24 protein-coding genes and 1 tRNA gene are annotated in these 25,581 nt (G+C 51.8%); all 25 read right to left on the reverse strand.

The window, feature by feature from the left end; translation table 11 throughout:
- Positions 1-217: 217 nt before the first annotated feature.
- Positions 218-1,375 (reverse strand): hypothetical protein, encoded by a 1,158-nt coding sequence (locus AAA069_RS09465; RefSeq protein ID WP_349128209.1) that lies wholly within the window; start codon positions 1,373-1,375, stop codon positions 218-220.
- Positions 1,376-1,765: 390 nt separating this feature from the next.
- Positions 1,766-1,840, reverse strand: a tRNA-Val gene (locus tag AAA069_RS09470).
- Positions 1,841-1,978: 138 nt separating this feature from the next.
- Positions 1,979-2,767, reverse strand: coding sequence for a DUF3825 domain-containing protein (locus tag AAA069_RS09475; protein WP_349128210.1), 789 nt, complete (start codon positions 2,765-2,767; stop codon positions 1,979-1,981).
- A 560-nt stretch (positions 2,768-3,327) separates the two neighbouring features.
- Positions 3,328-3,594: a hypothetical protein gene (locus tag AAA069_RS09480; RefSeq protein ID WP_117762964.1), complete on the reverse strand. Its 267-nt coding sequence runs from the start codon at positions 3,592-3,594 to the stop codon at positions 3,328-3,330.
- A 243-nt stretch (positions 3,595-3,837) separates the two neighbouring features.
- Positions 3,838-4,656, reverse strand: coding sequence for a hypothetical protein (locus tag AAA069_RS09485; protein WP_349128211.1), 819 nt, complete (start codon positions 4,654-4,656; stop codon positions 3,838-3,840).
- A gap of 92 nt (positions 4,657-4,748) precedes the next feature.
- Positions 4,749-5,843, reverse strand: coding sequence for a hypothetical protein (locus tag AAA069_RS09490; RefSeq protein ID WP_349128212.1), 1,095 nt, complete (start codon positions 5,841-5,843; stop codon positions 4,749-4,751).
- 554 nt (positions 5,844-6,397) lie between these two features.
- Positions 6,398-7,903, reverse strand: coding sequence for a serine/threonine-protein kinase (locus AAA069_RS09495; RefSeq protein ID WP_349128213.1), 1,506 nt, complete (start codon positions 7,901-7,903; stop codon positions 6,398-6,400).
- 87 nt (positions 7,904-7,990) lie between these two features.
- The gene (locus AAA069_RS09500; RefSeq protein ID WP_349128214.1) at positions 7,991-8,917 is read right to left on the reverse strand and encodes a reverse transcriptase family protein; all 927 of its coding nucleotides are present in this window, start codon (positions 8,915-8,917) and stop codon (positions 7,991-7,993) included.
- Positions 8,907-9,194: a helix-turn-helix transcriptional regulator gene (locus tag AAA069_RS09505; RefSeq protein ID WP_349128215.1), complete on the reverse strand. Its 288-nt coding sequence runs from the start codon at positions 9,192-9,194 to the stop codon at positions 8,907-8,909. The genes AAA069_RS09500 and AAA069_RS09505 overlap by 11 nt, the downstream gene beginning before the upstream one ends.
- 1,077 nt (positions 9,195-10,271) lie before the next feature.
- A complete protein-coding gene (locus AAA069_RS09510) occupies positions 10,272-10,529 on the reverse strand; it encodes a hypothetical protein (protein ID WP_349128216.1) in 258 nt (85 codons plus the stop codon).
- 41 nt (positions 10,530-10,570) lie between these two features.
- Positions 10,571-11,365 (reverse strand): hypothetical protein, encoded by a 795-nt coding sequence (locus AAA069_RS09515; RefSeq protein ID WP_349128218.1) that lies wholly within the window; start codon positions 11,363-11,365, stop codon positions 10,571-10,573.
- A complete protein-coding gene (locus tag AAA069_RS09520; RefSeq protein ID WP_349128219.1) occupies positions 11,326-11,886 on the reverse strand; it encodes a hypothetical protein in 561 nt (186 codons plus the stop codon). Before AAA069_RS09520 ends, AAA069_RS09515 begins: the two co-directional genes overlap by 40 nt.
- A 184-nt stretch (positions 11,887-12,070) precedes the next feature.
- Positions 12,071-12,712, reverse strand: coding sequence for a hypothetical protein (locus AAA069_RS09525; RefSeq protein WP_349128221.1), 642 nt, complete (start codon positions 12,710-12,712; stop codon positions 12,071-12,073).
- 527 nt (positions 12,713-13,239) lie between these two features.
- Entirely contained in the window at positions 13,240-14,499 is a 1,260-nt protein-coding gene (locus AAA069_RS09530; protein WP_349128223.1) for a nucleotide sugar dehydrogenase, read from the reverse strand.
- 62 nt (positions 14,500-14,561) lie between these two features.
- Positions 14,562-15,971, reverse strand: a complete 1,410-nt coding sequence (locus AAA069_RS09535) for a lipopolysaccharide biosynthesis protein (protein WP_349128237.1) — start codon at positions 15,969-15,971, stop codon at positions 14,562-14,564.
- A gap of 520 nt (positions 15,972-16,491) precedes the next feature.
- The gene (locus tag AAA069_RS09540; RefSeq protein ID WP_349128224.1) at positions 16,492-17,211 is read right to left on the reverse strand and encodes a hypothetical protein; all 720 of its coding nucleotides are present in this window, start codon (positions 17,209-17,211) and stop codon (positions 16,492-16,494) included.
- A 190-nt stretch (positions 17,212-17,401) separates the two neighbouring features.
- Complete coding sequence (locus AAA069_RS09545; protein ID WP_349128225.1) at positions 17,402-18,352, reverse strand: glycosyltransferase family 2 protein; 951 nt, start codon at positions 18,350-18,352, stop codon at positions 17,402-17,404.
- A gap of 1 nt (position 18,353) precedes the next feature.
- Positions 18,354-19,634 carry a hypothetical protein gene (locus tag AAA069_RS09550; protein WP_349128227.1) on the reverse strand — a complete coding sequence of 427 codons (1,281 nt, stop codon included), beginning with the start codon at positions 19,632-19,634 and terminating at the stop codon, positions 18,354-18,356.
- Positions 19,631-20,551, reverse strand: coding sequence for a glycosyltransferase family A protein (locus AAA069_RS09555; RefSeq protein ID WP_349128228.1), 921 nt, complete (start codon positions 20,549-20,551; stop codon positions 19,631-19,633). Before AAA069_RS09555 ends, AAA069_RS09550 begins: the two co-directional genes overlap by 4 nt.
- On the reverse strand, positions 20,548-21,306 hold the full coding sequence (locus AAA069_RS09560) for a glycosyltransferase (RefSeq protein WP_349128229.1): 759 nt from the start codon (positions 21,304-21,306) through the stop codon (positions 20,548-20,550). Before AAA069_RS09560 ends, AAA069_RS09555 begins: the two co-directional genes overlap by 4 nt.
- Positions 21,287-22,366, reverse strand: coding sequence for a glycosyltransferase family 4 protein (locus tag AAA069_RS09565; RefSeq protein ID WP_349128230.1), 1,080 nt, complete (start codon positions 22,364-22,366; stop codon positions 21,287-21,289). The genes AAA069_RS09560 and AAA069_RS09565 overlap by 20 nt, the downstream gene beginning before the upstream one ends.
- Positions 22,363-23,469, reverse strand: a complete 1,107-nt coding sequence (locus tag AAA069_RS09570) for a glycosyltransferase (RefSeq protein ID WP_349128231.1) — start codon at positions 23,467-23,469, stop codon at positions 22,363-22,365. Before AAA069_RS09570 ends, AAA069_RS09565 begins: the two co-directional genes overlap by 4 nt.
- Positions 23,462-24,577: a UDP-N-acetylglucosamine 2-epimerase (non-hydrolyzing) gene (gene wecB / locus AAA069_RS09575; RefSeq protein WP_349128232.1), complete on the reverse strand. Its 1,116-nt coding sequence runs from the start codon at positions 24,575-24,577 to the stop codon at positions 23,462-23,464. The genes AAA069_RS09570 and wecB overlap by 8 nt, the downstream gene beginning before the upstream one ends.
- On the reverse strand, positions 24,570-25,376 hold the full coding sequence (locus tag AAA069_RS09580; protein WP_349128234.1) for a WecB/TagA/CpsF family glycosyltransferase: 807 nt from the start codon (positions 25,374-25,376) through the stop codon (positions 24,570-24,572). Before AAA069_RS09580 ends, wecB begins: the two co-directional genes overlap by 8 nt.
- A partial coding sequence (locus AAA069_RS09585) for a sugar transferase (RefSeq protein WP_349128236.1) occupies positions 25,363-25,581 on the reverse strand: 219 nt, incomplete at its 5' end. The genes AAA069_RS09580 and AAA069_RS09585, both read right to left, overlap by 14 nt.

Raw genomic sequence — 25,581 nt, forward strand, 5'->3', positions numbered from 1 at the left:
GCGATTTCAAAACCATGCCGGTTTACGGGGCCAGGCCGGGAACCCCCGAGCATGCCGTAATCGGTAAAATAAAAACCGCAGGTAGACGACTTGCGCATTCAGCGAAATGCAGGGTATGGACGGCCGGTCCGGGTCCAGCCCCGTAATCCGGCATGGTTTTGAAATGATACTAATTCACTAGCAGGAAAACTAGGTCGTTCTAGCGCCTTGTCGCCGGCTAATTTCCGAGTTCCAACCAGTTGCACAGAACATTTGCTCGCAGTCGCGTCTCGGCGCGCTTCATTGCCTCGGATTTGGCTTTATATCGAATCCCCAAACGACTGCAGACGCTTTTGACTATGGCGTCTAGCTGTTTTTTGTCGTTAAGCATATCGTGGGTTACCAGGAACACATCGAAACCCATGCTCTGGAGCGCAGTCATGCGCTCCGCATCTTGGTCAAGTACCGCGCCTGACCCATGGATGACCTCACCTTGGATTTCGATAATTGCTGCCTTCATTAGGATTGGGTTTACAATCACGATGTCACCGTAGCAAACCTTTTGACCTGCGATGCTTTGGGCTTCCTCGGATAGAGGGGTTAAATCGTTGAGGTATACGTATCTGAATCCTGAACCACCCAGACGTCGAGAACGACTTAGAAGCAGGACCCCCGCGACCTCGAGTGGAGATGCAGCAATGCCGATAACCTGCTGAGCGGCATCATAAAACTGCTTTCCCCACATTTGACTTTTGACCTTTTCGGCGAATCGATGCAAGTCGCTCAGTTCGATGAGTGGCTTTCTCATCCAAAGCGAAGTACCTTTGAGTTTCGTAACCTCTCTTCCATCCTCGCGATTGTTCGTTTGGCCTTCATTTGCTGGGACCTTTACGGTTGTGCGGGCATAAACTCGTTTCCAAGGAATCTCGTCTTCGCCTTCTCCAAGTTCGAACAGATCCTGCGTGCTGGAATTGCGATTCTCCTTTAACGCGATTTTTAACTGCATTTCGACAGCGGGGGTCGGCTCGAAAACAGAAAACCAGCTGCAAAGTTCGTACATAGCCAGTACGAGATCTATTTGGGACACAAAGCGTGTCATAGTAAATAACGTGTTAAGCGGATTGGTGACGCTAAAGCCTAAATGAGTGTCGGTTGTTGTGCCGGTATCCGAAGCCCCTTCCCAGCGAATAGTGGAGCGCAATCCCGAGTGGTGATTACAACAACCTGGCGAAGCAACAGCGATAATCGGGGTCTTGAGGACATCGGTTACGAAAGGGGCTTGGGATAGGGCCCGCCAGCCGTCATCGGAGCTGGGTAGGCGCGGGTAGAGGTCATGCACCTGCGGTGGGCAGCGCCAGTAGCGGAATGCGGTGTTTGCGCAGACGATTTCGTCCATGTGGCCTCCCCTAGCTTTGGCTGCGTGCCGTTATGTTTGCAGGTAGGCCGATTATCAATGGCGGCATCATGCGAGTAAGTACCGGAAGCTGACCAAATGCTGACCAATAGCTTGACACATTTCGCCTAAAGATTGCCGTGTGTCACAAATCAGCTGGCAGGCGTTCTGGGGCCGTGGTTCCTATCTCCACATTTGTGCGTGAATCCCATGGCAAATTCAATGAAAGATCGCATGAGCTTTATGCAAAACGCGCGTTGGCGTCAGTTCAGGAGAAATCAGCTAGAACCGCGTTTAAAAATATCGATTCGATTTTGGTGTCAGATTTGGTGTCAAACTTGGTGTCAAAAAGAAAAAGGCCAGAAGCTTAACACCTCTGACCTGCGCTTTAGATGGTGGGCGATACAAGATTCGAACTTGTGACCCCATCCGTGTGAAGGATATGCTCTACCCCTGAGCCAATCGCCCGTCGCCTTTCGGCAAAAGAGATACTAACATAGCCGCGCGTGGTTTACCAAGAACTTTTTGCCCCCGATTTTAAATTCGTGAGTGCAATCCGCGCTATCGCACGTAAAGCAGCCGACTAACGACCAGCTCAACCGCCCTTTAACGCTTGATCCACGAAGTCTCGGGGCGGCAGATAAGTCGCGCGTTGTTGTAGGCCATATCGAGTGTGAGGCAGGTGCGCGCGGCGTAGAAACCGTCCTCGCGCTGGATGGTCAGCGCCAGCTCGGGCTTGTCGCCGGTCAGGCACAGCGGCAAGAGCAGCTGGATCCGGCCGCCGTAGAACTGCGGCACGGCGAGCGTGTAGTTGGCGGCGGCGCGGCGGGCGCCCTCGACGACGGCGCCCTCAAAGGCACGGCGCAGCAGCAGCGAGTTGTCCTCCCCCATCAGGCTGGCAGGAATGCGCGTCAGGTTCTCCTCGTCGCCCAAAATATGGTCGATGTTGGAGCGGATGGGAAGGCGGTAGTCAAAGACCAGCTCGGAAGGGTCCTCGGCAAAGCGCACGCGGCACGGCAGGTACTCAAACGAGACCAGCATGGGGTCGCTCTCCTTAAAGAAGCCCTTCAAAAACCAGCGCTGGCGCGCGTCGGGTTTCGTGTTGGGCTCAAACAGGCCGTAGATGGTCTCGTAGCGACGCGTGTACAGGCCGGTGTTGAACAGGCATTGGTCGTCGTCGAACACCAGCGGTAGGTTGGACGGCGCGGTCTGGTCCACGTCGCGCTCGGTCAGGAACACCGCCCGGCTAAATGAAAACGACAAGTAGTTTCTGAGGATGCGGTTGCCGGGACCCCAGTCCTCGGGGTCGGCGAGGTCGACCAGGCGATCGTAGCAGGGCTCGGGGCAAAACGCGAAGTCGTACACATTGCTGCACAGGGTGCTAGGGAGTTCCATGTGGCGTCCATTCCATTTCATAGTTAGAGTTTGGATGCTTAGATTTTATACGTGCGACGCACCGTCGAGACACACAACGCAATTGCGGCGCAGCTCGTCGGCGAGTTCTGCTCGCGTGCGGTTTCCGGAAACAAGGTCTTGGATCCAGGCGTAGTGCTGGTTGTCTTTGGGTTCCGGGCTATCGGAAAGTACGATTGGAGCACTAGCGGCGTAACAGGAAGGTCCCGCCCGTCAACATCGGCAATCATGAGTTGATAAGCGTAATCATGGCTCAATTGCGGTTTAGCAATAGAAAGTCAGGGAATCATCACCAAAGGTTTCGCGCCACTTGTCACAAATGTAACGATGGTTCATGGTGATTAGTTTTGAAAGATCCCTGAGATCCTTAGCCGGAATCTTGCTCTCGTTGTTCGCAAGTGTGCATCCACCATTTTTAGTGAGCCAAAACTTAGTCGAATTTGCAGCTGCCCTCTTTACTCCTACATGGATGTGAACGGGCTCGCCATTTTCTGCAATCCAAAAGAACAGAACATACTGTCCAAAAACAAAAATTCGAGGCATTATGCCACCGCCGGTCCGGCTTTTTGCCGTTCTGCAAGCTCGAAGATAAACGGAGCGTTTGATCTAACGAACTCGGTCAAAAAATCCAGATCGTCAGTAGAAAATCCTTCGACGTTAAACCATTTGACCGCAGGTAGAAAGCATTCTGCATGGTCAAAACCAAAATCAACCGGGCGCTCGACGGCTACGCGAACGGTCCCGTCGTCTCGTGTTTCTGAGTAGGCAAACTGAGTGCCGTCATCTAGCTGAACATAGCTCCAAAGCATTGCTACCTCCTTAGTGTTTATATCCAAGTATAAACAGCCACTTAGATGCATCGTGATGCGAATTGAATTATTCCCATAAGACCTGAACTGCTGATTATTTGTATTACTGAGATTTGAACCACCTCACACTTCAGTGTCTTTTTGGCATGGAAAACCGTCATTGTGCGATGGTCGGACTTTATGTCAAGGATCGTATTCAGATTCAAGCGCCCGCATGCTTAACTACTTGCAGGCGCTCGAATCCTATAGATTACCCAAATGCTGCTCAACAGCCTCCATGCCAACCTCCGCATATTTTAGAAGGCCTTGTATATCTTTGGAGTTCTTGGGCAATCGATCTTTTTCAATACCAGTAATTTTGGCGAATAATTCGATTGTTAGATCGAGTGCGAAGTCGATTAGTTTTTGAATTTCGCTGAAAGTTAAAGGAAGTCGCCTAACAAGCTCATCATAATTCAGTGCTTCTATGTCGCTATGGGCGAAAACTTTATTTCGCTGATCGCGAAGCATGTCAGTTAGTTTACGGAGACTGTTGAGTCGTTTTTTCCATAAATTGGAAAGGTCATAAGTGGTTATGCACACAGTAACCATTCTGTAATGATTTCCGAACAGCTTTTCATCTGAGCGTTGCGACTCAACTTCTTTGGAGTAGAAACGCTCCTCGTCCTTTGCCAATGGATGAACGATTGGATTAAGCCTGTCAAAGTTTGGTCGATCATTAAATAAGGAGATTGCAAGCGCGTCGATTTCAGCAGAATGAGACTTGACGTCTTCTATCAAGTTCCCAATACTGACGTCGCTTTTGGCATCAAATAACCGTGCGCAATTCATGAAACAGGATTCGGTTAATGCAAGTTGTGTAAAGCTGAAGAAGCAGCCAGCGCAAATTACTTCATTCTCATAGTCGGAAGATGCTTTAGACAGTTCGCGAAGGATTGCTAGTTCCGTGTTGGCATAAAATGCCTCGTTATATAGATAGCTGCAACGCTCAAGCAGCTCAAGAAGGCCGGCGTCTTTTACGTTCTTGGCAGCCTCAACTGTATGATCCGACTCGTGGTTCATGTTAGATAAGTCCCGAGTAATTGTCGTAAAAATTATTCTACTAATTCGTCGTTACGAATATAGCCTTCTATATAGCCTATCGAAATGGTGCTTCAGCAGCGGCACGCAGCAGCTAGAAACACTGTCCCCAGCAGGAAAAGCGCCACAGAGGCGACGATCCAGTTGGTGTCGCCGGTCTTTGGGAGTGCCGCAGTTGTTGCGGTGGCAGCCTTGGGCTTGGGGATTTTGGCGACCGTGGTCTTGGTTACTGTCGTTGTTGTTTTGGTTGTCGTGGCCGCGGGTTTCAGTGAGGGATTTGCCGTGGGCCCCGTGGTGGGCTCTCCTGCAGCTGGGTTAGCATCGGCGGGAGACTTGTCCGCGTTATCGCCCGGTACCTCGCCCCCATCGGTCTCCCCCGTTGACGGCGTGGCCACATCGGGCTCAACTACCACATGCGGTGCTACCGCACCGGAGGCATCCACCACGCCGCTAGCACCAAAAGCCCCGCCAACAGGCGTCACAAACCGTGCGGACACAAGCGACCCACCCAGACAAGCAACGCCGCCGTCGGCGCCGGCTGCATCGAGCCACGAGGCATCGACGGAAAGCCGACAGCCGGCCGAACCAACGCCAAGGCCCGCATCCTGCAGATAAACGCCGTAGGCGCGCACGCCCGCTCCGGACCCGGCGCCCGCGGCAGCGACGCGCCCGCCGCCGCGCACGGCCATGTCGCCTGCGATCACGCCGGCAACCGCCTCGTTCGTAATATCGACCCCGTCCGCCCGGGCATCGACGGTGCAGCCGTCCACCACGAGCGCTCGCGAGACGTGGATCCCGCACTGCGAGCCCGTCGCCGTCAGGGTCCCGGTGCCGCGAAGCGTCAGGTTGCCCCACACCTCCATGCCACACAGCGTGATGTCCGCATCGGGCGCATGCGACTCCGTCACGGAGTTTTGCCCGGCAAGCGTCAGCACCAGGTTGCCCTCGGCGCCGATGGCCTCGCCCGCGTAGCCGTTAAGCTCCAGGTGGTCGGCATCGGTCCAGGCCCAGCCGGGGCCCGACACGCCCGGCTCGTAGTACGTCGCGCCCGCGATGATGAGGCTCTCCGCGCCCGCGGCATAAGAAGGCCCGCCCAGCAAAACGCATAGGCAGGCCATGACAGTAAGCAGAATGTAGTGTTGGCTAGTGTGGAACGCGGTGGCAAACATAACCGCTCCGATCTTCGCAGGAGCCAATAGAATATGCACCAGAAAATGCCCTGGTAGCAGCAGCTACAAGTTTACCGAGATTAAGCCGTAAACAAAGGAAATGTCCCTGAACAGTTCCAACAATTAGGTGTAAATCGTTTTGTCAATCGGTGAAAGGAGGAATCTGTCAGCGTTGAACAAAACTCAAATTGCCGACGAGCTCGCTCATCATCGCAGGCTATTCAACGCCACAGTTGCTTAGGGGCTGCTTACAATGGAGTTTTAAGAGATTGTATTAAGAAGTCGGGTGGCATTTCTCATGCTAACTATAAATGCGGGGTTAATAAATTGCTATTGAAATATACTGATTCTGAAACTTCTAATTGCAATTGAACCGACTCGCTGGTTAGCCTGGTTGATGGTGAGCTGAATTGGAAGCAGATGGTTGGAAGAATATGCAATACGGGGCAGCGGCATTTGGGGACATCATCCCTAACGCCACCTAAACTAAATGTTAAAAATAGCAAATAGGCCGTGTTGACTAATTCCGACATGGCCTATTTGCTATTAATAAATTATAGCTGAGCTAGCATTTCGTTGATATCCCTACTGAACTTGGCATTCTTATCGGCACGATCAAGTTCGACTTTCCGTCTCTTTACTTCTTCTTCGTGAGCGCGCTTACGCTCGTTATTAACCATTCGCACATACTCGTTGTTCGCCCAAGTTACTGCATTCGAGACATATTCGACGGTGTCTCTAGCTCTTTCTTTGTTATAGCCAACATTAAAAACCTTAATTATTCTCCCTGTGATTTCGAACCAATTCGGATCAAGATGGAATCCATCGGTGCAAAAGGATCTATGCCTAAAACTCTTAAAGATTGTCAGCCACTGTCCACGAAGATCATCGCTCATCTCAAAATAGATTGTGCCGTCATCCCATTTCTTATTTATGATTCGCATTTGAAGAACGTCAGAGGTGTCAATAATCGACTCTTCTGATTGTTTCGATGCGAGTTTGGTATCGGCTGCTTTTGATAGCACTTCGATATCGAGCAGCACGGAATCTATGTTCGCATAGCGATCGCTAGGATTCTGCGCAATCATATGCTCTACGACTTCGTCTAAATAGGCGTATTCCGGGGCAACGTCTCCAATTCGTTTGTAGTTTGTTCCCTGGGGCACTGCCCCCGTAAACAATTCATTAAGTATTAATCCATAAGCATAGATATCGCTTCGCTGATCGCATTTTCCGCCTTTTACACGCTGTTCGGGTGCAGCATACTGAAAATTAGCCAATCTATCCGAGGCAACTGTCTCTACTGTTGCGCCCGGATAATGTGTTTCAATATGCGCTATACCGAAATCAGAGAGAAAGAGTCGATTTAGCTTGCCATCATAAAGCAGATTCTGGGGCTTAACGTCTCTGTGATAGTTTCCGTCTGAATAAAAGCATCTTAGTCCGTCCAATAGCTCAAGGAACATTTTTAACAGTATCGTGCTTGTAAATTCGCCAGGATTAGACATTAAATTTGCAAGGCTGCCGTCCATTAATGGCATCACATAAAATGGTTGCTTGACATCGTCAGTAATTAAGCATCCGAAATCAACCGCATTTACAATGGACCTGCACTTACAGTCATGCTCAAATCGTGCCTCCTGAATAAAGCGCTTGAGCTTAGAAGAATTTCCGGCAGCTTCTGCATTCAATAGTTTGAGTGCATACCTCACTCCATCAGGGGTTTCGACCTCAAATACTGTGCCCGCTCCCCCATTTCCAATCGATTTAACTCTAGTGTAGGACTCAGTGAAAGTTTCGAAGACCTTTAATCTTCGAGTTGAGACAAGAGAGGGTTTATTCTGATTGAATTTATATGCTATAGCTTTATATGAAGGAACCACCATGGCATTACCGGATAAATCAAAATCTAGGTAGTTAAGAAAATCGCGGCGTTTAAGCTCCTTAAGGATTAGCGGATCAACATCAATAACTGTTACGCGTCCGCCATGACCGTCGTATAGCTTCATTATTTCTGAAAGCGTTTTTTCGAGCGTGCTATCGAGAAGATTGTTAAACATTCGATCCTCGCATCCGGACATCAGTCGCATTAACTAAATGATATGTAAAGTCGAGAGCAATTGATGAAAGACTAATCATTGTTATAACTAGCCTTCCAGGTTAAGCAAAACCTGTCGTTCGGCTTCTGGAAAGGCGTTGTGCTCAATCATTCTTGCCGAGCTAATTCGTCCTATGGTTGATTGCGCAGCCATCGTATCGCCAGCGCAGCTTTGTACCGTTCCTTCTACGATTTTGTGTCTCAGCTTATTTGGAATAGCCGAGACTCCCTCTTTGGTGATGGCGACGCCTGTAACTATTTTGGTTTCATCCGCGCCGCGATATGCGGTCTTACTGAGCGATAGAGAGTGCCCATACCGCTTAACGATTTGAAGAAGCTTCTTCTTAAATATTGTTGGATTACTAAATGGCGTTTTGGACGAGAATGTTAAGTCATCAACGTATAGGGAAAATTTGTAACCGTGATTACTTGCGAGATTATGTAGCTCGTTAAACATATCTTGATAGGCAAGGAATGCAACAAGCTGAGCGCATGGACTTCCAGTTGGAATTACAGTGGAACCGTCCTCTAGCGTAAGTGTAGTTAAATCGCTAAGCAGGGCGGATACATCGCTGCTGCATATAAATCTATCTTTGAAGAGTCGGTAGACGGACTCTCGCGAACATGAGTCATAAAATGCGTGTAAATCTGATTGAATAAAATAGACAGAATGCTCATGGTACTTGCCGTTATCCACATGGCAGACACCCTTGCAACCAGAGAATACCCAGTTTGGAATCGAAATTCTGCTCAGCAAGTTCTTTATGCGGCGTTGGACTTGCTTTAATTCTCTACATGGATCATAGATAGTTCGAAATCCCCCAGAAGCCTTTTCAATTTCACTGACGGTGTAATTGATGAAATCATTGGCGTGAAGAAGGCTGTCGTACTCTAAATGAAGTATCGTGGCAAGCTTGCGCTTGCTGCACAACTTATATAAAGGACTCTGGTCAATTGCATAGCCTCTACTTGCCATTGCTATATGCCTCGATCACCTTAGACATCAAGGACGTAATGAACTTTTGGCTGGCGTTATTCAATTCTGCATCCTCATAGTCCTCTGAAAAACGAATTAGCGTTGATACTCGAAGATTAAGCAATTCTGAATAGCGTTCAAGCAAATCCATCGAGACTTTTTTCTTCCCGTTTTCGATCTCGGAAAGATAGCTACTGGAGATGCCGAGTAATTCGCTCATTTCCTTGGCACTGTAGCCATATATGCCCCGTAACCTTTTAAGCGTATTACCCAGCATCCCCTGCTCTCCTTACAGACTAAAAGGAGCTAATAATCAAATACTGGGCGGGCTACCATTAGATGCTACCAACCTGTCAACAAGCTTATGAGCTCGTGAAGCACTTTTATAAAAGCGCCGAGAAGCTCTAAGATCCCGATTAACGCTCGAAAGTCTTTCGGAGCCCTCTTACGCTTCTCAACTCGCAGCTTCACTCGAGGTTGGCCAGCAACATGGTTGTTTCCGGAATTAGATAGATGCTGTGCCATATAGCACACCCCCTTTCTCGCTGCGGTTGCAGCGTCCCAAAGAAAGGAGAGGTTCTTCCGGTAACACCCGCCCAGCTTCGTGCGCCCGCGCATCCCAGCGCGGGCGCACCGGGTGAGCGGGGGTTTAGGTAGACCACCGAAGTGGTCCGCGGCGAGCTTGCGCTCACCCTGGAATGGGAAAAGACCTTCGTGGCCAAGTAGTTATGGTCACGACTACCTTGATTGGCACTATAGCATAAATTTCATCAATAGCGAAATAAATTATCAATATAAAAATGAAAATTTCTGAATAAAGATAGTAGCTATTATTAAGCATGCTGGAGTTTTGGTATTTGCATGTCAACTGCATACGATTGATGGCTGGTTTGGGATGACGTAAGCCAATATGAGCAAGTTAGAATACGCCATATGGAAGGATCGATAATTGCCATTCAATCCATTCCTCTAGTCCTCTTTAACATGCCGCGCGTACCGCTTTTGTCCATCGCGCTCGCGACGTAAACGCTCAAGAGGTTGACAACGATTGCCGTCCATCCGACTTTAAACGCATCCAGGCCGTGGTTTACCTCGGGGCAAGAACCCAGTTGCGCTCATCGTATTGGCATTCAATTAAGTACTGGTTGAGTAACTATTCTAAACAGCAATCGTTCTGTCTCCCAATAGATGACAGTCCACGCGCAATCGTGATAGAAGTAATTGCAATTGGCGAGAATATTAAAAGATGGTGGTGTATCGGCGCTAGCCGACACACCACCATCTCCTCATGCAGGATGATCTTGCTATAGGCTGAGTTCGTCCAGCGCAGCCCGTCCCTCTCCCCTAGTCCCGCTTAAACAGACCCATCGTATGCACCTTGCCCGCCGCATCCGCGAGCTCGTCGCTCCAGCGCTTGGCGACGATCATGTCGCAGCCGGCCTTGAAGCCCCAGGACGTGGGTCACCTCAGCGCCGAAGAACTCCGGCGCGTCCAGCGAGGGCTCGTAGACCACCATGGGCACGCCCTTGGTCTTCGCGCACTTCATGACACCTTGGATGGAGCTTGCGCGGTAGTTGTTGAAGCTGGTCGTTGTCAGGCAACACGCGTCCATGACCGGTTCTTTTTGCCGTCGTAGAAGCGACAGCAAACTATTTACACGTTCTGTTTAATCCACTTGAACAGTGCCGTTTCCTTTAATTCAAACATGGCACATTGGCCTGTTTTGATCCGGTTCCAAAGCCAGTCAAGCTCTTCTGCCGCTTTCTGGCCTAGCACAACTTCATTGTCATCAAGAAGCGTATCGGTCTCAACGCAAATAAAATCTGACGCAATAGAAAACGAAGTAATGATTGAGCTAACGGGAGAATACTCATGCGATGTATCAAGACTAGCGAGATGACAGATCTCCGCGAGTGGAACGTTGACTCCGCCAAGCTGTTCGGCGTAAGCACTCATGTCTGAAAGGTACAGACCGCTTGATGGTCTTGCTGAATTACTAAATGCATCAAGCATACCGGTTATATGAATGGCAATTACTTTCTCTGAGAATAGCGCAGTAAATAAAACAGCCGTCGCCTCATATAACGTTAACTTATCTAGCTCATCAAGAATGTCTTCGATGTTGGACAAATCAATATAGTGCAGGTTTGAGACTTTATATGTTGTCTCCTTCAACCTAGGAAATGTTGACTTAATCGCATTCACCCAATTGCGGTAATAATCCGTCTCAATGTAGTGCTTAACAAACTCGTTTCCCAAACAATTATCAATAAAGCTCTGGCCGAATTTGAGTGTCATACAATCAGGGAATCTGAATTCGCATTCGGGGTCGCTCAGTAATATGGGGAAAGGATCGACGGTAAGTCGAAAAATTGCACAGACCTTTACAGTAGTCGTGAAATAATCGGTTAAATCCTCTCGAATATGCTTCGCGCTTTCGGGAACCACCTCGTAAGGCTTGGTATAAAGGATTCGTGGCCTTGTTTGTGAATATACTTGTTCGCCCTCTTATTGAGCTTGCTGATTAGCTCATCAATTTCGGGCATTTGTTCAAGAAGGTCTCGATATTCAATATCTTTTGAACGCAGCATTTTGGACAGTTCGCTAAATGAGGGGAACCTGTCGAGCGAGACCCATTTCTCATATTTAGCCTTGCGCTCAGGTTCTTCTAGATTCGAAAACAATGTTCCGATAAGGATGACCTCTCCAGCTTGTCTAACTGAATAAAAAGCAGCATCGAAGTAACCTTGATGAATTAAATCTAGCGAGTTAGCTAAGAGCTGACAGGATTCAAGTAAAAACTGGTTGAAAGATGGCGTAGAAACTAAACCACTAACGGAATCCGCCAATTGTTCTACGTAGCCATAAAGACGACTGTATGCGAGCTCATCCTCCCTTGCTACGTACCGCAGTGGATGATGTCTCCAGCTGAACACCTGACTATTTATGTATTCGTCCTTAAAGTTCAACCTGAATCGGCTTCCGAGTCTTATTCCAGCACTGGGTTATATTCTAATTGGTAACGTTCTCAAACCCGCAGCAATGAAAGCTGACGGATCTTGCGCAACTTTAGAGCTTAAGAGTTTTTGCCCATAGGGCTAATGGCATTGAGGTTTGGTGCGGCATCGACCGTCTTAAGCACCCAATTTTAGCTCAGTGCCATATAGGACCTGCTAGTTGTATTTGGCGCTGAATTGCACCTCTCTTGTTTAGCTGGCATAGAGTCTTGTATGATGCAGCAAGAGTGCTTTCTTTTTCAAAGAGATCTTGCCGTTGATCGGGCTCATCTAACCTTTCAGAAGCTTGTTCAAGCGTCCATTGATATTCCCTTGCATTCTGGAGCATCTTATTAAATAGAACCTGATACTGATACATTGAAAACAAAAGGGATTGATAATCTTCTAGGAATTCGGCAATTGCCTCTCCACTCTTTCCCTTGAAGCAAAATCTCGCCTCCATGGCGAGCGACCTCATTTCGTCAAGTTTTAAATGCAATTTAAGTTGAAGGTCGGCATCTAACACCTTATTAATTGAGGCTGAGATTGATTGCAGGTACGTTGTGTTAGTCAGCCATACAAATAGTAGGTCGATAGCCATTTGCGGTTCGTCATCATGTTTCAAGTTCTCCGCGTTTTTTGCGTAAACGCTCATGAGTTTATCGACGGTTATCCAAATATTTAAACGTCGATTAAATAGAGACTGTTTATTACTGAGACAAGCTTGGTAACAAGAAATGAGCAACGCGATGATTGCCACAATCGCTGAGATGTACTCAGGTAGATTTGTTAGACCCATTGTCTCCTCCGCCCTTAAAAATTAAAAACGAAAATGCATCCACAGCCGCATTCTTTCATACATACAACCTAGAAACAGTTTAGTTTCTGTAAGCAGTTCCTTCGCCGTCAGCTTGGAGAATTTGCTCGCTTGGGCACTGATGAATATCGCGAAATGACACCGCCGATATGGTGCGTGGGCATTGGGGCCGACATTCGCTCCTGTGCCGCTTTGTTGCTACCGATCCGCGCAAAGACACAGCCATATGCTGGCCTTGCCTATGTCTACACAGACCGCGTTGTGAGTAATATTTTTCATGATGGCATCGGCATGGATTTATAACAATGCAGTGACTAACTATGACAATAGTTAGTCACTGCATTTTGCCATCCCTGATGACAAGCGCCTTGAGCTCGTGGCCGCAACGAATGCTATTGTAAATAGCGAGAATAACAAAGCACGGGGCGTATCGGCGCCAGCCGTTACACCCCGTGCTCAACTTTATACCTGTATTTAGATTGCGGAAGACCTGCGTAAGCCCCTCTCCCCTAGTCCCGCTTAAACAGATCCCTCGTGTAAACCTTGTCCGCCACGTCCGCGAGCTCGTCGCTCCAGCGGTTGGCCACGATAACGTCGCAGCCGGCCTTGAAGGCCTCCAGGTCGTGGGTCACCTCGGAGCCGAAGAACTCCGGCGCGTCCAGCGTGGGCTCGTATACAACCACGGGCACGCCCTTGGCCTTCACGCGCTTCATGACGCCCTGGATGGAACTCGCGCGGAAGTTGTCGGAGTTGGACTTCATAGTCAGGCGGTACACGCCCACGACCGGTTTCGGCTTGCCGGCGTACACGCGGTCCCACACCATCTGCAGCACCTCGTCTGCCACGAAGTCCTTGCGGGTGCGGTTGGCATCCACGATGGCCTCGATCAGGTTCTGGGGCACGTCCCTGTAGTTGGCCAGCAGCTGCTTGGTGTCCTTGGGCAGGCAGTAGCCGCCGTAGCCGAAGCTGGGGTTGTTGTAGTGGCTGCCGATGCGCGGCTCCAGGCACACGCCGTCGATGACGTCGCGGGTGTTGAGGCCGCGGGCCTCGCAGTAGGTGTCGAGCTCGTTGAAGTAGGCGACGCGCAGCGCCAGGTAGGTGTTGGCGAAGAGCTTCACGGCCTCGGCCTCGGTGGTGCCCAGCACGAGTTCCGGGATGCCCACGGTACCGTCGGCGTTCACGCGCTCGAGTTCCGCGGGGTCCGCCCCTTGGGCAAGCAGGCGTGCGAAGCGCTCGGCAGCCGCGACAGCGTCGACGTCATCCTTCGGCGCGCCCACCACGATGCGAGACGGATGCAGGTTGTCATAGAGCGCCTTGCTCTCGCGCAGGAACTCGGGGCTGAAGATAATCTTGTTGTCTCCCAGCCTCTCGCGCAGGCCCGCCGTGTAGCCGACGGGGATGGTCGACTTGATGACGATCCAAGCGTCCGGGTTCACCGAGCGCACTGCGGCGATGGCGGCCTCGACGGAGCTCGTGTCGAAGAAGTTCCTATCGCTGTCGTAGTTGGTGGGCGTGGCGATGACGGCGTAGTCGGCACCCGTGTAGGCCTCGGCCACGTCGACGGTGGCGTGCAGGTCAAGCTCGCGCTCCCCCGCCTTTGCTTCTGCCAGGAATCGCTCTATCTCGTCGTCCTGGATGGGCGACTCGTAGTTGTTGATCTTCGCGACCTTCTCAGGCACGATGTCCAGCGCGTGCACCTCGTTGTGCTGCGAGAGCAGGACAGCGAGGGACAGGCCGACGTAGCCGGTTCCGGCGACAGCGATCTTCATGGGAATCTTCTTTCTATCTGGGGTTTTCAAGGTGCCATACGTGATGGAACGATCAGAATGAGCTATCTCTTAATTAGAGCCGTGAGGTATTTCAGCTGGCCAGTGAGCGCATATCCAGTGATTAGCGCAATGCTGCTCACAAACAACTTTACGATGAGAGAGAGGAAAACATCTTCCATGGGTATAAAGGCGCCAACTCCCGCAACAGCAGCAATGCCCACGATGCCAACAGCAATCTCAGGCAAGAAATTTAGCAGGCAATAGTAAGGTCTGCCGAAGCCACGTTTCACTAGGAAATACGCTAGAGGAACCATATGAAGGCAGTATGCTGCAAAGATGCCGTAAGCCACTGTGAGGATGGAGCCGCCAGCCAGGCCAGCCAGCAGCCCGGAAATGGTGATCGCGGTGTTCACAAGACCAACCTTAAACATGTAATCGGTGCGTCCTATGCTTTGGAAAAACGCACCCGAAGGGTTGCCCATCATCTGGAAGTAGACCGACACAGCAAGCACGGCGAACACCGGCGCGGCTTGCTCCCATCCTGGCCCGTAGAAGACAGCAATGATTTCCGCCGAAGCGCAGCTGAATACCACCGCCACAGCAACACCCACTAGCGAGAGCAGCTTTTCGATACGCATCCAGCACTCGTAGATGCGGTCGACATCGTCTTGATGCTCTGCCATGAACGGCTGGATGACCGAGCCTATGACGCTGGAGAACGCTGTCATGGGATAGGTTGTCAATTTATAAGCCTTATCGTAAAAGCCCAAGGCCGCAGTTCCCAGTATACCGCCGACGAGCATGTTATCGAGGTTGCGTGAGAAGTAATTGACCAAGCTGAACCCAAACTGGTAAGCAGAATAGGAGAATATCTTCTTAAGCGTGCAAATGAAATGAGCGTTTATCTGCCTGATTGGTCGCGCTACAATGTTCCAGAAGAACACCACCGCCGCAGATAGCACAGTCTGAAGGACGAGCGCATAGCAGCCCGCACCCAAGGCGGAGGCCGCGATTGCGACCCCTCCAGAGACTACTGTAGCCGCCACAAGACGTACGCCAATGGCGGCGAATCGCAACTCCTTGAGCATAAGGCCATTTGGCACCATATTGAGCGTGGAGAACAGCAGCGCGGGGGCCGAGGCAAGGCACAAGGGCACAAGCCGGGCGTCTCCGTAGATTGCGGCGATGAATGGCGATGCGGCACAAAAGGCCAGAGAAAGCCCTGCAGCCAAAAGTGCCGAAAATGCAAATAGACCGCCATACTCACGTTCCGTAAGGTCGCGATACTGCACGATAGCAGTGCCCACACCCATATCAGAAAGCAAGCTGAATAGCCCAGTGAACACCGTGACAATAGCCATAAGCCCAAAATCACCCGGTGAGATCAGTCTTGCCAGCACGGCCGTTATCACGAGTTGAGCACCCATGCTGACATACTTAGACCCAAACTGCATAAGGGCAGCACTGCGCATGCCCGTATTTGATTTAGACACTTTCCATATTCCAAACTTTAGCGGCCTCAATGGCCTGGTATAACTATTCCTCTTGTGGATTACACGCGCCGGCACGCCGCCAACAACCGATCGCTCCGGGAAATTACGCGCGACTCCTTCACCCACTATGGCGTGCGAACCAACAGTGACGCCGGACAATATTTGTACGCAGCACCCGATCCAGGCGTCATTGCCCAACACTTTCTCAACCCAACGTTGCTTTGCGCATTTTTCGGTTTATCAAGTCTTTCATGGCGATGCATGTCCGTACGCATGAGAGAACCATAGGCAACATTCAGCCGCGCCCAATAACGTCTTTCGCGCATCCGAGGCAGCCAACATCCCACCGTTGACATACGCCCCTCCCGATGAATATATGTTCAGGATAACGAATCGCTACGTCGGCGTCCCTCAACCGAGAGAGCCGATCCCCTTCAGTTCCTGTATGTTAGTCTCAACTCATGCGTTAGCCTTGGATTGCGAAAGCCTATTCTGAACATTAGGAAGAAGTCGCACGATATCCCTCCTCGAAATACGATGGACTCAATCCATATCGGCACATGAGCTCGGCCATGATGGCATCGTTACGCCCTCCCGCCACATTCGCGTTGCAAAGAGCGTCCGAACGAGGACCCTCCAATTGATAGGGATGATTCTGTCTGTTCGGAGCATATGCCACCTCGATGCCGTTGGCGAGCTCGAAGAACTTGAGATAAAGGTCATCTGCAGACCAGGCTACTCCACGTATGGCCTCTATATCCAGTGATGCGAGGTCGAAAGCTGCGACAGGATACAACGTCCCGGCGCCGCCGGTTGCAAGCAACCGGCGGCTGGGGACTGAAAAAGCGTCCTTATGCTCCCAGCCCCATTTTTCATAAGGAAGTAAATCTCCCGCAGCATCAAACCCTATGAGATGGCAGCGCCTTGCCACAACGCAATAGGGAACAGCCTCGTGGGCCGTGAGAAGCGATTCGACCATATCTGCTGGATAGATGAGGTCATCGTCCGCCGTGATAATGAGCGAGTCCGGGAACTCTTGAAATGCGAAGAGATATTTCTTGTGCGGCCCCAAATCCTCGTAACCCATTCTGATTTCAAGACCATATTGTTCAAGGTCAAGCAAATCATCGGAAAGCGTGTCCCTTTGGATAGACTCATCAAGATAAAGCAGAACCTTTGAGGGTCTCACTGATTGCATGAGTAGGGAACGGATGGCCATATGGACCGCATTGAGACGCGCCCCATAGCTTGTAAGAGATATATATGTATTATTGCTGATAGGCGCGCTCGTGTAAGGGCGAAAATCAAATTTACTGACCTCACGCAGCCTGGAACGTCTCTCAATCTCGAACCTAACAAGCGAAGGGTGCCTAACATAGCGAGCGGCTTTTCTTAATAACATGCAATTCCTAACCACGATGAGCATTAAGTTTCTTAAGAGCCTGCTTCGCATTGTGACCAACAACGCGATATGCTTTATGTATAAAAGCAAAGGGAGCAAGCGCAAACGAGGATAACAGCTGGACTGCGCCCTCAGCACTCGCGTTCATTCCAACGAGCATCATGCCGACGCGATAGTGCATCGCATGCTCTACACGACGCCTTTGGTTGAGCGTAAACATCCCAGAATACTCCCGTATGAGCCGATCATAGTTCAGCTCCCCCGCCAAAGACTTGCCGCTCGTGCTTATCCTCACCGTCCCTAAGTCATCGTAGTAGACTGAGAGCACCTCGGGGACGCATCTAATCTGGAAGCCCGCTATCAAAAGCTTGAACATGAGAATGGAGTCCTGCTTCGCAGGTGTATCGCTGAAGCAACCGACGCTCCGTAACGCATCCTTGCGCGCCAGCCATTGGCTCGTCGCCGCAATACAGCCGCAGTAGGCCTGCTCGAAAACAGGCACCCCATTGCAGACTCGGCGGTAGTAAATCTCTGTGCCATCGGGCTGGACGCCCTTGCAGTGCGCATAGGTCAACGAGACATTAGAATCGGACATTGGTTCCATCTGCAGCTCTAGCTTGCGCGGTAGAAACTCATCATCATCGTCAAGAAAGGCAACAAAATCGGCCTTTGAGGCATCGATGCCAGTGTTACGCGCAAGCGATCCGCCTCCGTTTTTTTCGCGAACGACATAGTGCAATTCAACGCCCGGCCGAGTCTCGAATGCAAGAACACGAGCTTGAGTCTCAAGCTGTTGATTCGTGCCTTTACCATTGTCATCTACGACAACAATCTCGATATTGGGGTAAGTCTGGGCATTGACACTTTCCAATGCCCGAGTCAGCATGTCAGAACGTGAATATGTCGGGATCACGACACTGACTAATGGGGCGTTTGAATTCACTGAAGGCATCTCCATCTCATAAACCCTTCGGGCTGATGACGTCACTGACTGCGGAGTCGACAGAGTCATTTTTAGAGGTGCGTTCACCCAGCAGATTAAGCACTAAGCAAAATAAAGCCATAACGTGGTAGACATCCGGAATATTGGCCATGCCGTTAAAGGTCGAGAAGTAAGTAAGCATCAAAATTCCCAGGAACAGAATAGAATAGTTTCCCGTTGCAACAGAGGTCTTAATTGATGGCAGCAAGATAAGAAACGCTGCACCAACTGCAAATACAAGTCCAAATTTAAATGCGAGCGTCAAGAGGGAATACTCGGAAAACATAGATACCGTGCCTCTGTCGATAAATGAAGTGAAATGCGCGGTGTAACCCTCACCGTATCCGCAGAAAATACGTGGAGTTTCGTAAGAAAGGACAAGCTCAACTGAGCCGTTCCTTCCACTCGATAAATCTGACGCACCAAAACGATCAAGCACGACATCGAACGCGCCGACAAAATAAAGCACGCCAAGAAAAACGCTCAGGGCAATCGCGTTCTTTATCGCATCCTTACTAGTAGTGTTAAGCCAAATTACAGATAACAGGTAAATCACAATGGCGGTTTTACCGCCTGTGGAGAGGATGCCTAATGTCGCAACTACATACAAGAGCTTGATGTTGACCAACGACTCACCAACGATTCGCTCGTATGCAATATTTATATAGTAAAAAACGAGGTAAAACCCTGCTGTGCTGAGATAATGGCCCCATATGGAGACATGCCTCGATGAAATTTCCGGCGAAACCCATCCAGACATCTCTTTCATGGCCGCATTTGATATTGCCGCCATGAAAGCGGAACCCGTAAAGCAATCGAGCACAAGAATGCCAAAGACAAGAAATACGAACGCGTTTGATGTTCTAATTATTGCCTTGGCCAGAGCCCGACGCTGATCCTGCGACGAGCCAAATCTCAGCTGGCAGACTAATAGGGGCAAACAGTAAAGAAAGGAGAATTTCGCTACGTCCCGAAACGAAGAGCCAGCCGTTCGCTCGGTCACCAAAAAAAGGGAAAGCAGAACGAGCCAAAGCATCAAAGGCCCAATCCCGATTCGACATCCGCATTTAGCAGCTAGAAGAATCAAAGGAACATAGAATAATAGGTTAATATACGCAAACTCCGAGCTCAATCCCATTCGTAGATAAAAAGAAACAGCAAATACCGAAGCGACAAGTAAGAAAACAGAGAGGTTAACGACAGTAAAAAGACGCGTCTCAAGAACTTGACTTCTTAGGGAAATCGTTTTTCCCGTCATTCAACATCACCTCTAAGAGGAAACAAACAGGCGAAAGGCAAGGCGAGTAGAACAATCAGAGGATGGCAAGAACTGGATACAAGCGAACCTATACCACAGCCGGCATAACTACCGTACCGGAGATAATTAACAGCAGACCTCAGTTTCATCTTGATCGGAACGTGAGTCCCCAACGTGAAATCATCAATAAAAGAACGTCCTCTCGGATTTTTCAGCATAACCTCCTTCATATTGGTCGTAAGACCATCTTCCAGATAGTCGCCGTAATACGTCGGCGTATTGAACCATCTAATCTTGAGATCCAACTCCGATATCGACTGCCATAGATAGAATTCAGAAAGATATCTTTCGCCTTCGAAACGCGGAAAAGGAAAACGCTTGATTAGTTCAGTACGCACGATCTCTGCCCTGTCGCCCGGCATCTTGTATTTGAACCTGAAATCACACGACGTAGAGTCTATGTACTCCTCGGTAAACCGTTCAACAGTCTTCTTATCCATGTCGTTCAAAGACACGCCAGACTCCCCAAGAAGCAGTGAGCCGTCAGCGCGCGCACACACACCGGAAACGCCAGCAAAAGAATCGTCATCAGCGACTTGCGCGATATACCGCAAGTTCACCTCAATGGAATCATCCGGTAGCCAATCATCGGAATCGACGATAAAAAACCATTCTCCACGAGCAAGGTTCACTCCCCGATTAATCGCTACATGCTTGCCGGCATTTTCCTGTCTTTCGAAATGCATGGGGAATGTCGCATTTGCCTTAAGCTCTGCGAGCAGAGAAGTCGTCTCATCCGTGGATCCATCATCCACAACAACCCACTCAAAATCCTTGCAAGTCTGGCGTTGAAGCGAGTCGAACAGACGTGCTATCGAATATGCCCTGTTGTAGGTGGGAGTGAATACCGTAATCATCGGGAATCACCCTTATACAACGTTAACGAGAGAATACGAGCAATCTTGCGTGCAATGAAATCGCCCACGTAGGGGGCCCACTTGTTGATGAAGCCAATCCGAAACCGCTCACCGGCCGGCAACCAACTCGCGGTACTGACATGGGTGGAGTACGTGCGACTAGTACATTTAAACCCACCGAAGTCGAGCTTTGGACAGAAGTACTCACTCGGATAGACCCTAAAACCGTCATACTCCCATAGAGCGTCTACGCCCCACTGATAGCCATAGCGTTCAAGAACCTCACCGAAAATGTGATTAACGGTATGGGAATACAGGAACTCAATGGAATCCACGAAATCAAGATTTCGGTAAGATTCAAGGACCTCCCCGATTAAGTCAGAGTGAGCCTCAGCCGAGAGCACTAGGCCGGGGTTCACTGCATGCGACTCATAGTCACATGCAGTGAACCCCGATTCTTTGACAAGCGGGTCGATTGACTTCAGAAGCTCACTACCTATGTCCATATAGGTACCGCCGTTGTCGTAAACGACCTTGAAGCGCGCATAGTCGCTCACAAATGCCCATTTACCTGCCTTGTAAGCGTCCCGGGCATAAGGGCACTCATCAACGTCAAAGTTCGATTCATCCCATCGGACAATCTCATAATCCGGCATAAGCTCCTGCCAGCGCTCAACGTTTGCCTGAGCTTTTTGCGGTAGGGGCTTTCCTCCGAACCAGCAGTAATGTAGCACCTTAGGCGTCAACGGTTCCACCTCCAGCAAGCTCCTCATACACACCGACAAGTTCAGACACGACAGCGCCGAGGTCGTAATTCTCGCGCACCATGTCGGCACCCGCCTTCGCAACGCGGGTGCGCTCGTTCTTATCGCGGCATAGTGTCACAATCGCCTCCACTAGGGCATCTATATCATCGACGGGAACGAAAACGCCGGTCTTACCGTCCTCCACGATGTCGCGCACACCGCCCACGGGGGTTACAACGACCGCCAAGCCGTTCGCCATGGCCTCCAAGAGCCCCATGGGGAAGGCCTCGTTCTTGGACGGCAGACAGTAGATTGCGCACATGTCCAGCAGCGCCTGCTTCTCCCGCGAGCCGACCCATCCCAAGATCGAGCACGCGTCCTCGCAGCCCAGCTCGGCAACAAGCGCCTTCGCACCCTCCACGTCGCCGTCCGCACCGAAATATGCTCGAATACCAGGCACGATCTCCCGCGCCCTAGAAATCGCGCGTATGAGTACGGTGGCGTTCTTGTTGTCATCGAAGTGTCCCAGAAACAGCACCGTGTTCGGCTCCTTGTGATCGTTTACATCCTCGGGGACGTGGATACCGTTGGGAATCGTAACGACATTGTCCGAACCTGATATCTCGGAGGAGAAGTACTCCTTCCATGAGTCGGAAAGAGCGACCACTCTATCTACCGCCGAGAAAACCCTGCGGTAGTCCGACCTGGTCTTCTCGGGCGCATTCGCGTAGGTATCGCGAAAGAGGCCGTCGTGCACGTGCAGAATTGTCGGCACACCGGCATCGACACCTGCCATGGCGAAGAAACGCTCCCGGGCGAAGCTGTTGCCGCCGCCCATGTGGACGTGCAGCACGTCGAAGCCCCTCAAGTGTCGCTTAACCCACGCCAGGGCATAGCCACCCTGCGCGAGCTTCTTAAGTTTGCTCCCCTTGCCTGTGCACGGCAGAAAGGTAATGTCGCAGCGGTCCTCGATGCCAGCCTTATAGTAGTCGTTGACGACGGTCGCGATACCGCCTTGCTCGTTGCGTGCGGGCCCCACCATGAGGACCTTAGTGCGCCTCTGTATCATCGGCCACCACCCCGGTAGGCAATGGCAATCGTTGCGAAGCACGCCTCCCTGTCGAAGCCGGCGGCGCGCATCTTTTCCGCATACGAAGGGCGCTCTTCAATACGATACCTATCGATACCCTCGGCGATACGCCGCGCCCAGGCGGAAGGCGCCTCGTCGGTGGACGCGAACAAGATTCTGTCAGTGATGGACAACTCGCGAGGAAGCACGTCGGAGCCGTATATGGGAAGACCTTCAGCCTGCCCTTCAATGCCAACGAAGGGCAGGCCCTCAAAGAGGGAGGGCAATAGCAGTGCGTCGAAAGCCGAATAGTAGGCGTCGCTTTCCGAGGTCCTCGATACCTTTATGAGCGAGCTGCCCAGACCGAGTCTCTCGGCCTCAGCATCACGTTCGACCTCCATGTCGCCGCTGCCAACCATGCAGAAGCGAGTCTCGGGAACGAGCTTGCGCAGCTCGGAGAACACCTGAAGCTGGTAAAGCGGATTCTTCTGCAGGGCTATGCGGCCGATGCTACCAAGCAGGAACTCGTCGTCAGCCACGCCGAGCTCGCCGCGTATGTTTGCGCGCTTCTGCTCAGAGAAGGCGAACCTAACGAGATCAATACCATTAAAGTAGACGTTAAACGGTTGTTTGCCAAATAGATATTCGCCAGCGTTCGCCGAGCAGGCCCACAAATCGGTCGGCGCGTCTGAAAAGAGCAACGCGCAGGCTGTGCCCACGGCTCTCTTCAACGGGTTACCAGAAATCTCGGCCCCCGCGTTGTGCGAATGGATTATGCGACGGGGAACCCCCACTTTTTTTGCAATGTCAGCGAGGAAGAAGGCGCTGCCGTTGCTTGCGTGGATATGCACGACGTCGTAATGACCCCTCCGCATGACCGAAGCTATAGAGGAGCCTTGCGCGAACATATCCTGTACGCGTTCGGAACTCAGAACCGGCCCGATCTTGATGCAGGCAGCATCGGAGTCGACGCGGGTGGTGAGCGACATTATCGCGTAGTCGATTGAACCCGAGGTCTCAGACACCAGCTGCTCGAGAAAGTTCTCAACGCCACCGTCCGGGTACCAACGGTTCACTAGGAGAAGCACGCGTATCTTACCCACGGTATTCACCGTCCGCCAGTACGTCCGCGATCCGCTCGCTCGCATGCCCGTCACCATAGGGGTTCGAGGCGCGGCTCATAGCCTCGTACTCAGCCTGATCGGAGAGAAGGCAACTGAACTCACGGTAGATGACGTCCTCCTCGGTGCCGACGAGCTTCAGCGTGCCGGCGGCCACGCCCTCGGGGCGCTCAGTGGTGTCGCGCATCACGAGCACCGGCTTGCCTAGGCTAGGCGCCTCCTCCTGGATGCCGCCAGAGTCGGTGAGGATGAGGTGGCTCGCGGCCATGAAGTTGTGGAAGTCGAGAACCTCGAGCGGGTCGATGATGTGCAGACGTTCGAAACCGTCGAGCTCTTCGTGGGCCGCCTTGCGGACGAGCGGGTTCATGTGAATGGGGTAGATCGCCTTGGTGTCGGGATGCTCCTCCATCACGCGGCGGATGGCGCGGAACATGCGGTGCATGGGCTCGCCCAGGTTCTCGCGGCGGTGCGCCGTGATGAGGATGAGGCGGGAGCCCTCCGCCCACTCGAGCTCGGGATGGGAGTACCCCTCTCGCACGGTGGTGCGCAGGGCGTCGATTCCGGTGTTGCCGGTGACCCAGATTGAGGACTCGGGCTTGCCCTCGCCGAGCAGGTTCTGCTTGCTCGCCTCCGTGGGTGCGAAGTAGTACTCGCTCACGATGTCGACGGCCTGGCGGTTGAACTCCTCCGGCCAGGGGCTGTAGATGTCGTGCGTGCGCAGGCCGGCCTCGACATGGCCAATGGGAATTTGCAGGTAGAAGCACGCGAGGGCCGCCGCAAAGCTGGTCGTGGTGTCGCCGTGAACCAGAACCACGTCGGGTTTCTCGTCCTCGAGGACCGCCTTGAGCTTGAGCAGAACGTCGCACGTAACGTCAAACAGTGTCTGGCCCGGCTTCATGATCGCCAGGTCGTGGTCGGGCGTCACGTCGAAGACGCGCAGGACCTGGTCGAGCATCTCACGGTGCTGGCCGGTCACGGTGACGACGGTTTCGAACTCATCAGCGCGCGCCTTCAGCTCATTCACAAGCGGGCACATCTTGATCGCCTCCGGGCGGGTGCCGAAGACGAGCATTACTTTCTTCTTAGACATTGGCCTTGCTCCTCTTTGACTCCTTGCGGAGAAGCATGTAGAAACGGGTGTTACCGACTAGATAGCGCTTCACCAGGCGCTTAGGCTCCTGCATCATGCGGAAGAGCCACTCCAGGTTCGCGCGCTGCATCCACATCGGGGCTCGTGGGATGTTGCCGGAGACGACGTCGAACGAGCCGCCCACGCCCACGAATGCGCCCATTGCGCCCAGCTCGCGGAAACGCTCGATCAGGCGCTCCTTCTTGGGCGAGGTAATGCCTACGAAAACGATGTCGGGTCTAGTCTGCTCAACCTCGGCTATCACGGCGTCGAACTCGTCGTCGCCGTGATAGCCGTCACGGTAGCCAGCGAGGACAATGTTGGGATACCTCTCGGACAGTACCCCTGCGGTTTTTGCGACCACCTCGGCCTTGGCGCCCAGCAGGTAGACCCTGTGCCCCTCGCGCTCAGCCAGTCCGCACAGCTCCCACATGAGGTCGATTCCGGCCACGCGCCCGGGCAGGTCCACGCCCAGCTTCCTGGCGGCCATGACCATGGACGCGCCATCGGCATTCACGATTTCGCATCGGCGCACGCACGCGTCCATCTCGGGATCGTCGCGCATCTGCAGCAGCTTGTCGGCGTTCACGCCGATTAGGTGGGCGAAGCGTCCCTCCTTGATGAGAGCGTCGGTCGCCTCGACGGTCTGCTCCATCGTCCAGGGGTCGACGGGTGCGCCCAAGATTTCAATTCGCCCGGGAAGAACAGCCCTTGAACTGGCGTCTTCGTGTTTCTCTCTTGTCTCTTTAGCAAGCGCCATTTCCGCTGACAACCTCAATCAATGTGAGTAGGATTATTTTCAAATCGAAGAAAGCGCCTCTTTTGGCTATATATTCCAGATCGCGTCGGACCATCCCGTCGAATCCAGTCGAGTTACGCTCAGTGACTTGCCACCAGCCGGTGATGCCAGGCTTCACGGCAAGACGCTGCAGGTCGTATTCCGTGTACTCCGACACCTCGTTCGG

The sequence above is a fragment of the Collinsella sp. CLA-SR-H006 genome (assembly GCF_040097075.1).
In the GTDB taxonomy this organism is placed as follows: Bacteria; Actinomycetota; Coriobacteriia; order Coriobacteriales; family Coriobacteriaceae; genus Collinsella.

Excerpts from the sequence above, each read along its gene's own strand:
- AAA069_RS09465 (WP_349128209.1), bottom strand. The coding sequence starts at position 1,375 with ATGGACGAAATCGTCTGCGCAAACACCGCATTCCGCTACTGGCGCTGC.
- AAA069_RS09475 (WP_349128210.1), bottom strand. The coding sequence starts at position 2,767 with ATGGAACTCCCTAGCACCCTGTGCAGCAATGTGTACGACTTCGCGTTT.
- AAA069_RS09480 (WP_117762964.1), bottom strand. The coding sequence starts at position 3,594 with ATGCTTTGGAGCTATGTTCAGCTAGATGACGGCACTCAGTTTGCCTAC.
- AAA069_RS09485 (WP_349128211.1), bottom strand. The coding sequence starts at position 4,656 with ATGAACCACGAGTCGGATCATACAGTTGAGGCTGCCAAGAACGTAAAA.
- AAA069_RS09490 (WP_349128212.1), bottom strand. The coding sequence starts at position 5,843 with ATGTTTGCCACCGCGTTCCACACTAGCCAACACTACATTCTGCTTACT.
- AAA069_RS09495 (WP_349128213.1), bottom strand. The coding sequence starts at position 7,903 with ATGTTTAACAATCTTCTCGATAGCACGCTCGAAAAAACGCTTTCAGAA.
- AAA069_RS09500 (WP_349128214.1), bottom strand. The coding sequence starts at position 8,917 with ATGGCAAGTAGAGGCTATGCAATTGACCAGAGTCCTTTATATAAGTTG.
- AAA069_RS09505 (WP_349128215.1), bottom strand. The coding sequence starts at position 9,194 with ATGCTGGGTAATACGCTTAAAAGGTTACGGGGCATATATGGCTACAGT.
- AAA069_RS09510 (WP_349128216.1), bottom strand. The coding sequence starts at position 10,529 with ATGGACGCGTGTTGCCTGACAACGACCAGCTTCAACAACTACCGCGCA.
- AAA069_RS09525 (WP_349128221.1), bottom strand. The coding sequence starts at position 12,712 with ATGGGTCTAACAAATCTACCTGAGTACATCTCAGCGATTGTGGCAATC.
- AAA069_RS09530 (WP_349128223.1), bottom strand. The coding sequence starts at position 14,499 with ATGAAGATCGCTGTCGCCGGAACCGGCTACGTCGGCCTGTCCCTCGCT.
- AAA069_RS09535 (WP_349128237.1), bottom strand. The coding sequence starts at position 15,971 with ATGCGCAGTGCTGCCCTTATGCAGTTTGGGTCTAAGTATGTCAGCATG.
- AAA069_RS09540 (WP_349128224.1), bottom strand. The coding sequence starts at position 17,211 with ATGGCCATCCGTTCCCTACTCATGCAATCAGTGAGACCCTCAAAGGTT.
- AAA069_RS09545 (WP_349128225.1), bottom strand. The coding sequence starts at position 18,352 with ATGGAGATGCCTTCAGTGAATTCAAACGCCCCATTAGTCAGTGTCGTG.
- AAA069_RS09550 (WP_349128227.1), bottom strand. The coding sequence starts at position 19,634 with ATGACGGGAAAAACGATTTCCCTAAGAAGTCAAGTTCTTGAGACGCGT.
- AAA069_RS09555 (WP_349128228.1), bottom strand. The coding sequence starts at position 20,551 with ATGATTACGGTATTCACTCCCACCTACAACAGGGCATATTCGATAGCA.
- AAA069_RS09565 (WP_349128230.1), bottom strand. The coding sequence starts at position 22,366 with ATGATACAGAGGCGCACTAAGGTCCTCATGGTGGGGCCCGCACGCAAC.
- wecB (WP_349128232.1), bottom strand. The coding sequence starts at position 24,577 with ATGTCTAAGAAGAAAGTAATGCTCGTCTTCGGCACCCGCCCGGAGGCG.
- AAA069_RS09580 (WP_349128234.1), bottom strand. The coding sequence starts at position 25,376 with ATGGCGCTTGCTAAAGAGACAAGAGAGAAACACGAAGACGCCAGTTCA.